A 12867-nucleotide genomic window follows, 5' to 3' on the forward strand; every position below is an offset into this window, starting at 1 on the left:
CTTGGGCACCTCGAAGACACAGTGGTCACAGCGGCTTGCTTCGTCGGCTGGATCGCAAGCGTATCGCCACCATGGATGCCCGGTCTCCTACCAGCACTCTCCAACTTCGCCCGATGCAGCCACCCAGCGACAGGCCCGTATCAGCCCGACCTTTCCCTCGATTGCCGTGCCTCCTACCCTCCCCGGCGCCATGTAGTATGGGGCGCCGGGCTGCCGGGCAATCTAATCGTTGATGAAGCGTTCCGCTTCGGCGTCGCGCGGCGGCGTCTGCCGCTCGACATTCGCAAGTTTCTCGAAAAGAGTGCCGATCGCCTGCTGGTCGTTCCTGTCCATGGGAAGCAACTCCGATATCCAGGCGCGCCGCGTTCCGAGAGATTTTCGCGACGCGCTTCAAGTCTCTGTTCATGCATGTCGCTGCTCCAAAGCCGCTGCCGCGACATGCATGGATTTGACGCGGCTATTCGCGCTCGCCGGTGAAGTTCAACAGCAGCTGGAAGATGTTGATAAAATTCAGATAGAGCGAGAATGCACCGAAGACGGCGAGCTTCTGCTGCGATTCCGCACCGAAGTTTTCAGCAAATTGCTCCTTGATCGTCTGGGTATCCCAGGCGGTGAGGCCGATGAACACGGCGATGCCGATCACCGAGATGGCGAACTGGAGCGCGGTCGAGCCGAGGAAGATGTTGACGATGCTGGCGATCACCACGCCGATCAGACCCATGATCAGGAAGGACGAGAACTGGGTCAGGTCGCGTTTGGTCGTGTAGCCGTAAAGGCTGGTCGCGCCGAACATGGTGGCGGCGATGAAGAAGGTGCGCGCGATGCTGGTCCCGGTGAACACCAGAAACACGGACGCCAGCGACAGGCCCATGACCGCACAGAATGCCCAGAACGTCGCCTGAGCGCCGGCCGCGGACATCGTCTGCATCCGGAACGAGAACAGCAGCACGAAGGCGAGCGGTGCCAGCATCACCACCCACTTCAATGGAGTGGAAAAGATCGGCACGTAGAGGGCTGGCGTGGAAGCCACGACGAAGGCGATCACGCCGGTAACGACGAGGCCAACGCCCATGTAGTTGTAGACGCGCAGCATGTGCTGGCGCAGGCCTTCGTCATAGACGGCGCCGGTTTGGGCTCCGACGCCGGTGCGGTATCCTAGATTGGGGGTGTTCATGCGGGATCTCCTTTGTGAAGTTCAGTAAAGCGTGTTGGCGAGCGTTTCTGCGGTGCGATCGAGATCGCGGACACCGCTTCGGGCGACGACTGCGTAAGCAACTTCGCCGATCTGGAAATAGGCCGAGGAAATTTCGCCCGACGGGGCGACGGTCGGCTGGACCACGTCGAACGTTCCGGGCCTGATCGCGAACAGCGAGACCAGTCCCAGGTCTCTTGTTTCGACAGCCATCTCGACGCTCGGGCCGAACTGCGATGGATAGATCTGGACGTCACGGACTTTCCAGTCCTTCGGCAGCGACGGCATGACGATCGCCGTGGCGGCGCGGATTTCGTCCGCATCGTAATCCGGCGCTTCGGGCTGGGATGACATCGCCTCGCGTATGATCGTCGTCCTGTGCGCCCGGATCGCCTCTTCCAGATAGATAGGCGGCTGGGTCGAGGCGACGACTTTCGTCACCGATATCGGCCCGACGATCCCATTGGCCAGCCAGCCCGCAGCCACCAGGACTGCGACCGCCGCAGCCCGCTGCAACGTGCGCAAGGCGCGCCCTCGAGCCAGTCCCCGTTCCAGCCGCCGTGCCGCATCAGCCGTTGCCGGCCGCGCCATGCCCTTGCATCCGGCAAGCGCCAAACGCAGTTCGTCGCGCGTCCTGAGGTCGGACATCACGCGGGCGGCAGCCTCGGGACGGGCGGAAAGAAACGCCTCGACCTCAATGCGGCGGGCAACGTCCACCTGGTCGTCGACATAGGCGTCGAGGTCGGCATCGGTCACCGGGTCGCGCAGTTCGCTCATCATGGACATCACGGGCCTCCCACGATCTTGAGGTGGCTTTTCGCATGTGCCGGCAATTTGTCCTCCATCTCGCGGAGCGCTGCGCGCGCCCTGCCGATGCGCGACATCAGCGTTCCCAGCGGCACGCCGCTGGCCTCGGCCGCCTGGCTGTAGGTAAGTCCCTCGATGGCGACGAGATGCAGCGCCGAACGCTGCTCATCGGGCAATTTGAAAAAAGCTTCGCGTACCTGTGCCAGGCGGACGGAATGCTCCTGGGGTGCCTGCATACTGGCGTCGGCAAGATATCCGGCCTGCTCGACGCGCACCGCTTCGGATTTGCGGGACCGCAGGCCGTCAATGAAAGCGTTGTGGACGATCGACAGCAGCCATGCGCGCAGGTTTCCGCCGGATCGAAAGGTGCCGCGCCGCTCATAGGCACGCACCAGCGCGTCATGCACAAGATCCTCTGCTTCCGCGCTGTCGCGCGTCAGCGAACGCGCGTAGCGGCGCAAAGAACCAAGCTGTCCTACGATATCGAAGCGTGGCATCGACCCTCTCACGTCCTGTTTACGGAGCATGGCAGGCTTTTAATCCCGCTCTTTGAGTTTTTTGCGATCCGGGACGTCAGGCACAGCCGGTACAACGCCACCAGTGCGCGGACGGCTTCCTTGTCCGGGAACGAGCGGGCCTCCCCGCAGCCGCCTCAGTTCGCCGCGCGGTTTTGGCGCCACCGGGGATTTCGATGTTTATCCCTGAATTAATTTGTGACGCGAAAATCGCGAAAGTGTCATCTTTTTCGGGGCACTTGCGAGTTATAGGCAGGAAACATTCACCGTCGAATCTTCCCTTCGCCGACGGCCCTTTGGGCCCGCTTTTGTTCAACGAATTATCGACCCGACATGACAAGCCCCGACATGACAGGCAATGTGCCAGCCCAGCGGGATACCCGCATCGATGTCTTCCGCGCGCTGGCGCTGCTGACGATCTTCGTCAACCACGTGCCGGGGACGATCTTCGAGTATGTCACGCACAAGAATTTCGGCTTTTCCGATTCGGCCGAAGCCTTCGTGCTGATTTCGGGGATTGCCGTTGGGCTCGCCTACGGACTGAAGTTCCAGCCGGGGAATCGGTTGCTCATCACCCTGAAGGCCTGGCGGCGTGCCGGTGTCCTCTATGTCACCCACGTCATGACCACTGTCGCGACGCTGGCGATCTTCTCGGCGGCTGCATTGCATTTCTCGCGGCCCGATCTTTTGAAGCTGATCAACATCCAGATGATCATCGAGGACACGCCGGAAGCGCTGCTCGGCATCGCGGCGCTCGGGCATCAGATCGGCTATAACAACATTCTTTCCATGTATGCCGTCGTACTTCTGATGATGCCGCTTTTCCTGTGGATCGGCACTTTCAGCCTGCGCCTGATGCTCGCGGCGTCCGCTCTCCTCTGGCTCATCGCCGGCATTTTCCAGATCGCGCCTTCGAATTTTCCCGGCGACGGCTTCTGGTTCCTGAACCCGCTCTCCTGGCAGTTTCTTTTCGTCATCGGCATCGCCGGCATGCTGCATATCAAGCACCGCGGCGAAATCCGCTTCAACTGGATGATGGCGAGCGCGGCCGTCCTGTATCTGGTCGGCGCGCTGATCTGGGTGCGGTTGCCGCTGTGGGGCGTCGAGACGGCCTCCGGCCTGCCTACCGTGCTGACCGGCTTCGACAAGACATTCCTGTCGCTGTCGCGCCTCATGCACATTCTGGCGATCGCCTATCTGATCGTGGCAATCCCGGCGCTTTCCAACCTGGCGAGGACGAGGCCCGGACACCCGCTCGCGGTTCTCGGCAAGCATTCGCTGCCGGTCTTCGTCGCCGGAACGATCCTCGCCATGATCGCGCAGGTCATGAAGGTCGTCAGCCCGGGCGGCCTCCTCTACGACGCGATCCTGATCTCGACAGGCATCGCGCTGCAATTCGGGTTCGCCTACTACCTCGAATGGTTGCCGCGGATCGGTTGGGGCGGCAAGACGCGGCAATCTGGAGCCGCCTTGCCGTCTGCTGCTCTCAAACCGGCATGATAGAACGGCGCGACGCGCCGTGCGATCAAGGCCTTTCGCCGGTCCGAGCCTCGCCTCCAGGCCACGCTTTGGATTCCTGTGTCCAGTCTCCCGGTTGGCGGTTTTCAGCCTGGCGCAAATGAAAACCGCTGGCGCAGCACAGCCGATTTGCGTATCACTCCGCCGCCAACGGAGCCGCGCCGATGTTCGAAAACCTCCAGCCTGCCCCAGCCGACAAGATCCTCGCCTTGATCGGCCTCTATCGTGCCGATCCCCGCCCCGGCAAGGTCGACCTCGGCGTTGGCGTCTACAAGGATCGCGATGGCAAGACGCCGGTGATGCGCGCCGTGCGCGAAGCCGAAAAACGATTGCTGCAGAGCCAGGACACCAAGACCTATCTCGGCCTTGCCGGCGATACCGGCTTCAACACGGCGATGGCGAGACTGGTTTTTGGCCCTGCGGCCGAGCTGTCGCGCATCCGTGCGGCGCAGGCGCCCGGCGGCTCGGGCGCGCTGCGGCTGGTGGCCGAGCTGCTCAAGAGGACGCGATCCGACGCGACGATCTGGCTGTCGGACCCAACCTGGCCGAACCACATGCCGGTGATGCGCGCCGCCGGCTTGCAGATCCGCGAATATCCCTACTTCGACGCAACCTCAGGTGCTGTTCGCTTCGCGGACATGATGAGCGCACTGGCGACCGCCAGGAGCGGCGACGTGGTGCTGCTGCATGGTTGCTGCCACAATCCGACAGGCGCCAATCTGGACATCGCGCAGTGGGCTGAAATAGCAGACCTCGTCGTCGAGCGCGGCCTGCTGCCCTTTGTCGACATTGCCTATCAGGGGTTTGGCGAGGGCCTTGACGCTGACGCCGCCGGCTTGCGCCTGCTGGCAGCGAAAGTCCCGGAAATGGTCGTTGCCTCGAGCTGCTCGAAGAACTTTGCCGTGTATCGTGACCGCGTCGGCGCGGCGATGATCCTGGCAAAAGACAGCGCGCAGGCGGATGTCGCAATGAGCCAGATGCTGTCGGCGGCGCGCGCCATGTACTCGATGCCGCCGGACCACGGCGCGGCCGCGGTGCGCATCGTGCTTGAAGACGCCACGCTGCGCGCCGACTGGGAAGCGGAGCTCGAGGAGATGCGCCTGCGCATGCTGCGGCTTCGGGTGCAATTCGCCGAAGCGCTGCGGCGGCAGTCCAATTCCGATCGCTTCGATTTCGTCGCCAGCCATCGCGGCATGTTTTCCCGGCTTGGCCTGTCCGAAGCGCAGGTCGAGCGGCTGCGCGCCGAGCACGGCGTCTATATGGTCGGCGACAGCCGCATCAACGTCGCCGGCCTGCCGGAGGACGGCATGGACGCGCTCGCCAAGGCGATCGTCTCCGTGCTCGACTGAGACTTTGAGCGGCGCTGTGGACAATCGCCCCTCGCCTTGCGACAGCGTTGGCTGCACCGTCGGACGCAGGCTAGCATGCGACCGATGAAACCCTCGAAAGATATTTCCCGGCTGATCGAGATCATGGCGGCGCTGCGGGCGCCGGAAACCGGCTGCCCGTGGGACGTCGAGCAGGATTTCTCGAGCATCGCGCCCTACACGATCGAGGAAGCCTACGAGGTGGCGGACGCCATCGCGCGTGGCGACCTGGACGATCTGCGCGACGAGCTCGGCGACCTGCTGCTGCAGGTCGTCTACCATGCGCAGATGGCCGAGGAGGCCGGTGAATTCGCCTTTGGCGACGTGGTCCAAGCCATCACCACAAAAATGATCCGCCGCCATCCGCATGTCTTCGGCGACGATGAGGCGCGCAGCGCCAGCATGGCCAAGGGCATGTGGGAGAAGATCAAGGCCGAGGAAAAAGCGGAAAAGCGAAATGCCCGCCTCGCCCGCGGGCACGATCCGGAGGATCATGGCAAGGGTTTTCTGGACAGCGTTCCGGTTGCCCTGCCCGCTTTGACGCGGGCGCTCAAGCTGCAGGAAAAGGCGGCCCGCGTCGGCTTCGACTGGAGCGAGGCCACGCCGATCCTCGACAAGATCGAGGAAGAGATCGGCGAGTTGCGCCAGGCCCTTGCCAAGGGCGATACGGCTTCGATCAAGGACGAGTTCGGCGACATGCTGTTTGCCGTCGTCAATCTCGGGCGTCATCTCAAGGTTGATTCCGAAGCGGCGCTCAGCGGCACCAACGAGAAATTCCGCTCGCGGTTCCACTATGTCGAGCAAGCGCTGGAAGCGTCCGGAAACACGCTTGAAAAGGCGGCGCTCGACGAGATGGAGGCACTTTGGCAGCAAGCCAAAAGCGCGAAGTAACAGAAATTACCCGTTGTTTTTACGGTGCAATCTGGTTTCTATCTCTTCGTGTGCGCTTCGCGTCGCTTTGAGCGACACGGTTATACCGCCATCTTCATTGTCGGTGCGCGAGACGACGTCGCCATTGCGGTAGAGCCAGTCGACGAACCCAAGCTGGTCAGGCTTGAGCGTGACGGTCAGCGTTTCCAGTTCGCCTGATACTCGTGTCTCGATGATCGACTTCAGCACATCGATGCCCTCGCCGGTGGCGGCCGATATGGCAATCGGCGGCGCCTTGCTGCCGTCGATGCCGTCGGCGAGCAACCGCTCCCGGTTGCCCTCATCGAGCCGGTCGATCTTGTTCCACACTTCGATGACGCGCCTGCCGTCGCCGGCATCGACGCCGAGATCGGCGAGGATGCGCTCGACATCCTCGGCCTGGGCGGCCGTGTCGGGATCCGAAATATCGCGCAAATGGATGACGAGATCGGCCTCGACCACCTCTTCGAGCGTTGCCCGGAAGGCCGCGATCAGATGCGTCGGCAGGTCCGAAATGAAACCGACCGTGTCCGAAAGGATGGCCGGCGTGCCGTGCGGCAGCCGCACCCGACGCAGTGTCGGGTCGAGCGTGGCGAACAGCATGTCCTCGGCCAGCACCCCAGCTCCGGTCAGCCTGTTGAACAGCGTCGACTTGCCGGCGTTGGTATAGCCGACAATGGCCACGACCGGGAACGGCACCTTCTTGCGCTTGGCGCGGTGCAGGTCACGGGTGCGTCGCACTGTTTCCAGCTCGTGCTTGAGCTTGTTGATCTTGTCCTGCAGGACACGGCGGTCCGATTCGATCTGCGTTTCGCCAGGGCCGCCGAGGAAACCGGCACCGCCGCGCTGGCGCTCGAGGTGAGTCCAGCTTCGCACCAGCCGGCCCTTCTGATAGTTGAGGTGCGCCAGATCGACCTGCAGCGTGCCTTCCTTGGTCCGCGCGCGCTCGCCGAAAATTTCCAGGATCAAGCCGGTGCGATCCAGCACCTTGGCGTTCAATTCCTTTTCCAGGTTGCGCTGCTGCACCGGCGTCAGCGGATGATCGACAATGACCAGTTCGGCACGGCCCTCTTTGACGATCTCGGCGAACTCCGCGACCTTGCCGCTGCCGAGCAGGGTGGCAGGCCGGGGATCGTTGACGGTCACAACCGCGGTATGGATCGGGTCGAGGTTTATGGCCTGGGTAAGACCAACCGCCTCGTCGTGGCGGGCCTCGGCAGAACGCGTCAGGCGCGGGCGATTGGTGTCCTCGTCGCCGCGCGGCTGGCGGGTAAGCACCGGCACGATGACCACGGCCCGGGTCGGGCCTTCGGCCTCCGCCCCCGGCTGATATGCTGGTTTTTCGCGAACGCTGCGATCCGCGTCTTTCTTACGTGCCAATCAGGCGCCCTGGCTTTCCTCGCCATCGAACATCTGAACCGGCTGGCTCGGCATGATCGTGGAAATTGCGTGCTTGTAGACGAGCTGGGAGTGGCCGTCTCGACGCAGCAGAACACAGAAATTGTCGAAGGAAGTGACCACGCCGGTCAGCTTCACGCCGTTGATGAGGAAGATGGTGAGTGGGTTTTTGCTTTTGCGAACTGAATTCAGGAACAGGTCCTGAAGATTTTGCGATCGTTCCGCCATTGTTCTTGTCTTTCGCCGATCCCCTTCGGTTTGCAGGCCAATGCGCCAAATTAACTGGCACATGTCAAGCGCACAAACACCGTCTTGTCGTCAATAACGACAAGCAGAACGAGATATATTGATGTTCATTCCACCTGTGCGGTTATCAGGCTGGACTTTTTTCCGCAACGTCAAAAAAGGCGTGCCGCAAGGAAAGTGTTATCGAGCCCGGGTGGCCGTTGGCGACGGGAGCACCGTCGATCGCCACGATCGGCATGGCGAGTGTGGTCGCGGAGCTGATGAAAACCTCGCGCGCGGCCTTGGCTTCGGCGACCGAAAAGCCCCGCTCCTCGATCTTCAGGCCGAGCTTGGCGGCCACGTCGAACAGCGTGGTGCGGGTGATGCCGCGCAGGATGCCGTGCTCGGCCGGACGCGTCACCAGCACGCCGTCCCTGGTGATGATCCAGGCGTTCGACGATCCGCCTTCCTTGACGGTGCCGTCGGCATCGACGAACCAGGCTTCCTGGGCGCCGGCTTCCTTGGCCTTCTGCTTGGCGAGCACATTTGGCAGCAGGCCGACCGACTTGATATCGACCCGGTCCCAACGGTTCTCGGGCACGGTGATGACCTTGATTCCGCTTTCGGCCCTCCTGGCGGCAGCAGCGGGGTCGGCCTTCCTGGCGGTAACCACCAGCGACGGATTCGTGCCCGCCGGGAAAACAAAATCACGGCTGGCGACGCCGCGCGTCACCTGAAGATAGACCAGGCCATCGGCAACATGGTTGCGGCGGACCACCTCGCGCAGGATAATCGGCAACACGCCCGGCGTGACCGGCCAGTCGATCGACAATTCGGTCAGCGAGCGGTTCAGCCGTCCGAGATGGCGAGGCATATCGACGATGAAGCCGCGCGCCACCTCGCAGACCTCGTAGACACCGTCGGCGAACTGATAGCCACGGTCCTCGATATGCACGAAAGCGTCGGCGTGAGCGACATAGCGCCCGTTCACATAGGCAATGCGCGGCATGGGTCACCCCTGAAGAAGTCAGCGCATGGCCCCCGAAAATCAGATTCGGTTTTCGGGGTCATGCGCAAAAATCAAAATGTTACAGCGTCCGTTGCGCGTCCCGAAAGACGCGCGGGCGCGGTAGCGCTTCTTATGCGATTCCACCGCCGCCGTAACCGATAATTGCGTAGGCCACGACTGGATTGGCTATCAGACGCCGAGCGACTTCAGCTTTCGGTGAAGCGCCGAGCGCTCCATGCCGATGAACTCGGCCGTCTTCGAGATGTTGCCGCCAAAACGGTTGATCTGGGCGATCAGATAATCCTTCTCGAACTGTTCGCGTGCTTCACGCAACGGCAGCGCCATGATGTGCTGATCGGATTGGTTTGGCGTGCGCGGCATGACATCGCCGATCTCGGCAGGCAAGAGATCGGCGGTGATCGGTGCGTCGATATCGTCGCCGCGCGCCAGGATCATCAACCGCTCGACGTTGTTGCGCAACTGGCGAACGTTGCCTGGCCAGTTGTGCGCCTGCAGCACCGCCAGCGCGTCATCGCCGATGCGCCGCGGCCGGATGCCGGCCTGGCGGGCGATCTGCTTCATGAAATTGTCGACAAGATAAGGGATGTCCTCACGCCGCTCGGCCAATCCCGGCACCATGACCGGAACCACCGCCAGGCGGTGATAGAGATCCTCGCGGAAACGACCGTCGGCGATCATCGCCTCCAGATTCTGCGACGTCGACGAAATGATGCGGACATCGACCTTGACGCGTTTGGTGCCCCCTACCCGCTCGAACTGCTGTTCGACCAGCACGCGCAAGATCTTGTTTTGCGTTTCGCGCGGCATGTCGGCCACTTCGTCGATGTAGAGAATGCCGCGATGGGCTTCCTCAAGCGCGCCGACCTTGCGTTCGACACCGTTTGATTCGGTGCCGAACAGCTCGACCTCCATGCGTTCGGGCGTGATGTTGGCGGCGCTCAGCGTGACAAACGGGGCGCCCTTGCGCGCCGACAGCGTGTGGATGGCGCGTGCCGCCAGTTCCTTGCCCGAGCCGGACGGGCCGATGATCATGACGCGGCTGTTGGTCGGCGCGACGCGCTCGATGGTCTGGCGCAACTGGCTCATCGCCGACGACATGCCGATCAGGTCGAAGGTTTCGCCGCTGCGCAGCTTGAGATCCGAAACCTCGCGTCTCAGCTTCGAGGTTTCAATGGCACGTTCGGCGATGAGGATCAGCCTGTCGGCCTTGAACGGTTTCTCGATGAAGTCATAGGCGCCGCGGCGGATGGCCGAGACCGCCGTCTCGATGTTGCCGTGGCCCGAGATCATCACCACCGGCAGGCTCGGATGCATCGTCTTGATCTCGTCCAGCAGCGCCAGTCCGTCCAGACGTGAGCCTTGCAGCCAGATGTCGAGGAAAATCAGCCTCGGCGCCCGGTCGGCGATCGCCGCCAGGGCGCTGTCGGCATCGAATGCCGTGCGGGTTTCGTGACCTTCGTCGCTCAGGATACCGGCGACAAGCTCGCGGATGTCTTCCTCGTCATCGACGATGAGAATGTCAGACGCCATTACCGACCTTTTCAGTTTCTTTTTCGGGTTCCGTCCTGCCTTCGCCGCGCGACGGCACAGTGGCGGCGAGCGGCAGGATGATGCTGATCATCGCGCCTCGCCCGTCGTGGAAATCCGCCGGCGCGTCATGCAGTTCGAGCCGGCCACCATGGTCCTCCACTATCTTCTTGACGATAGCGAGGCCGAGCCCGGTGCCCTTCTCGCGTGTCGTCATGTAAGGCTCGAGCAATCGCTGGCGGTTCTCGCGCGGCAAGCCCTTGCCGTTGTCGATGACATCGATGCGAATCGTACCATTCTGGCGCCCGGCTTGAATCCGGATTATGCCGTGCGAGCGGTCCTTTTGATCAAGTCCGTCAATCGCCTCGGCTGCGTTCTTGATGACGTTGCCAAAGGCCTGCGCCATCAGGCGGCTGTCGAAAGTACCTTTGAGCGGTTCGTTGCCGAATACGCGCTCGAAGGTGATATCGGAGCGGCTCACCTCGACGAGGAACGAGGCTTCGCGCAACGATTCGCGCAAATCGAGGGCCTTCATTTCGGGCTTGGGCATGCGTGCGAAAGCGGAGAACTCGTCAACCATGCGGCCGATGTCCTCCACTTGCCTGATGATCGTATCGGTGCACTGATCGAAAACCTCGCGGTCTTCGGTGATGACCTTGCCGTAGCGGCGCTTGATGCGCTCGGCGGAAAGCTGGATCGGTGTCAGCGGGTTCTTGATCTCGTGGGCGATGCGCCGCGCCACATCCGCCCAGGCCGAGGAACGCTGCGCCTGGACCAGATCGGTGATGTCGTCCACCGTCACGACATAGGATTTCTCCTCCGAACCGTCGTCGCCGGCCTCGACCGTGATCTGCACGTTGAAGGTGCGCTCCGCACCGGCGCGATAGAAGGTCACCTGCTCGCGATGGACGGGCTTGCCCGACTTGCTGCCGATCTCGAAGACGCGGCCGACATGCGGCAGCACGGCGGAGAGATTTTGCCCGAGTGCGGCGGTGGCGGAAATGGCCAGCATCGTTTCGGCCGACCGGTTGACGATGGTGACGATGCCATACGGATCGACGCCGATCACGCCGGCGGTGACACCGGCAAGCACGGCTTCCGAAAAACGCCGCCGCTCGTCGATCAAATCCTTGGCGGACAGAATCTCGTTACGCTGCGATTTCAGCTCCAGCAGCATCTTGTTGAAGGTGTCGCCGAGCGAGGCGACGTCGCCGTCGGAGGGCCGAACCGGCACGGCAACGTCGAGATTGCCGGTCGCGACCTCGTCGGCCGCGCCGATGAGCTGGCGGATCGGCCGCACCAGGCGGTCGGCAACGGCGATGCCGGTCCAGATGGCGGACAGGACGATGATCAGCGTCAGCGACAGATAGGGAAGTGCAAAGGCCACCTGCGAGGTGCGGCGACTGTCTTCGAGGCCGCGATATTCGTCGCTGTTGGACCTGACAATCTGCCGCGCCTTGATCACCTCGGGATCGACGAGCCGGATGGTGTAGAGATAGAGCCCTTCGATCTCGCGCAGTTTGACGATGGCGCCCATGATGTTGCGCGTCTTCGGCTCGATCAGCACCGGCCTGCCGTCAGCGGCACCGCTCATGGCGCCTTCCGGCGGCTCCGGCATGGCAAAATCGGCGTCGGTCTTGGCGCTCATGACGAACGAACCGTCGGACCTGATCAGTGCGGCATGGGCCAGCGAGCGTCCAACGGCTTCCTTGTTCATCAGATCGAGGAAGCCGGTTCGATCGAGGCCGTAGAGCGTGCGGGAGGCGTCGAGATCGTAAGCCATCGACAGGGTCGTTCCCTGGAGGTTGCGCGCGTTCTCCTGCACATAGGCATCGGCGATCGACAGCGACGAATTGACGATCGTCTTGGTGCGGATTTCGAACCAACGATCAAGACCGATATCGAGCGTGATCGAGGCGATGATCGCCACCATGATGGCGGGAATCGCGGCGACCAGCGCGAACATCGCGACGATCCGCACGTGCAGCCGCGACGCCGCCTTGCCGCGCCGGCGCGCCATCACGATACGATGTACTTCGCGGCCAACCAGCGCGATCAGGAACAGGATAAACGCCGCATTGACGGCGATAAGCGCCAGCGTCGTCCTCTCGTCCGGCGTGATCGGCGTGGCGCCGACGAGGATGGCGAAGGAGATCGCCGCCGTAACCAGCGCACCGGCAATTGCCACCACGCCCGGCAGCGCAAGCAGCCGGCGCCCGTCCTTTGTGCGGGGTTCGCTGAAAAGCGTTTCGCTCAGTCTCGATGCCCGTGGAGCCATGTCGCCGTCTAGAGCCAGTGATTGCGTCGGATGTATGCAACGCATTGTGGCGATTATGCAACAAGTGTGGCCTGGACGGAACTGTTTCGGCGCTCGATCCC

General features: G+C 62.6%; 12 protein-coding genes. 3 read left to right on the plus strand and 9 right to left on the minus strand.

Annotation, left to right across the window (positions count from 1 at the left end):
* Positions 1-222 precede the first annotated feature (222 nt).
* The 4 genes from M727_RS43090 to M727_RS0118850 form a co-directional block, all read right to left on the minus strand.
* Positions 223-333: a DUF2076 domain-containing protein gene (locus tag M727_RS43090; protein ID WP_245268700.1), complete on the minus strand. Its 111-nt coding sequence runs from the start codon at positions 331-333 to the stop codon at positions 223-225.
* A 124-nt stretch (positions 334-457) separates the two neighbouring features.
* On the minus strand, positions 458-1174 hold the full coding sequence (locus M727_RS0118840; protein WP_027153983.1) for a Bax inhibitor-1/YccA family protein: 717 nt from the start codon (positions 1172-1174) through the stop codon (positions 458-460).
* A gap of 21 nt (positions 1175-1195) precedes the next feature.
* The gene (locus M727_RS0118845) at positions 1196-1969 is read right to left on the minus strand and encodes an anti-sigma factor (protein ID WP_027153984.1); all 774 of its coding nucleotides are present in this window, start codon (positions 1967-1969) and stop codon (positions 1196-1198) included.
* An 8-nt stretch (positions 1970-1977) separates the two neighbouring features.
* Positions 1978-2496 carry a sigma-70 family RNA polymerase sigma factor gene (locus tag M727_RS0118850; protein ID WP_027153985.1) on the minus strand — a complete coding sequence of 173 codons (519 nt, stop codon included), beginning with the start codon at positions 2494-2496 and terminating at the stop codon, positions 1978-1980.
* Positions 2497-2847: 351 nt separating this feature from the next.
* On the opposite strand from M727_RS0118850, the gene opgC reads away from it, so the two are divergent.
* The 3 genes from opgC to mazG all read left to right on the plus strand — a co-directional run bounded on the left by opgC (position 2848) and on the right by mazG (position 6290).
* Entirely contained in the window at positions 2848-4014 is a 1167-nt protein-coding gene (opgC, locus tag M727_RS36790; RefSeq protein WP_084646796.1) for an OpgC domain-containing protein, read from the plus strand.
* Positions 4015-4196: 182 nt separating this feature from the next.
* Positions 4197-5381: an amino acid aminotransferase gene (locus M727_RS0118860; RefSeq protein WP_027153986.1), complete on the plus strand. Its 1185-nt coding sequence runs from the start codon at positions 4197-4199 to the stop codon at positions 5379-5381.
* An 84-nt stretch (positions 5382-5465) separates the two neighbouring features.
* A complete protein-coding gene (gene mazG / locus M727_RS0118865) occupies positions 5466-6290 on the plus strand; it encodes a nucleoside triphosphate pyrophosphohydrolase (RefSeq protein WP_027153987.1) in 825 nt (274 codons plus the stop codon).
* A 6-nt stretch (positions 6291-6296) separates the two neighbouring features.
* Here mazG and hflX read toward each other — a convergent pair whose 3' ends face one another.
* From hflX to M727_RS0118890, 5 genes are all read right to left on the minus strand, one after another.
* Positions 6297-7688, minus strand: coding sequence for a GTPase HflX (gene hflX / locus M727_RS0118870; protein ID WP_027153988.1), 1392 nt, complete (start codon positions 7686-7688; stop codon positions 6297-6299).
* Entirely contained in the window at positions 7689-7934 is a 246-nt protein-coding gene (gene hfq, locus M727_RS0118875; RefSeq protein ID WP_006202172.1) for an RNA chaperone Hfq, read from the minus strand.
* Positions 7935-8079: 145 nt separating this feature from the next.
* Positions 8080-8940, minus strand: coding sequence for a D-amino-acid transaminase (locus tag M727_RS0118880; RefSeq protein ID WP_027153989.1), 861 nt, complete (start codon positions 8938-8940; stop codon positions 8080-8082).
* A gap of 189 nt (positions 8941-9129) precedes the next feature.
* Positions 9130-10491 carry a sigma-54 dependent transcriptional regulator gene (locus M727_RS0118885; RefSeq protein ID WP_027153990.1) on the minus strand — a complete coding sequence of 454 codons (1362 nt, stop codon included), beginning with the start codon at positions 10489-10491 and terminating at the stop codon, positions 9130-9132.
* Positions 10481-12766 carry a PAS domain-containing sensor histidine kinase gene (locus tag M727_RS0118890; RefSeq protein WP_027153991.1) on the minus strand — a complete coding sequence of 762 codons (2286 nt, stop codon included), beginning with the start codon at positions 12764-12766 and terminating at the stop codon, positions 10481-10483. The genes M727_RS0118885 and M727_RS0118890 overlap by 11 nt, the downstream gene beginning before the upstream one ends.
* Positions 12767-12867 lie beyond the last annotated feature (101 nt).

This window comes from Mesorhizobium sp. WSM2561, assembly GCF_000513915.1.
In the GTDB taxonomy this organism is placed as follows: Bacteria; Pseudomonadota; Alphaproteobacteria; order Rhizobiales; family Rhizobiaceae; genus Mesorhizobium; species Mesorhizobium muleiense.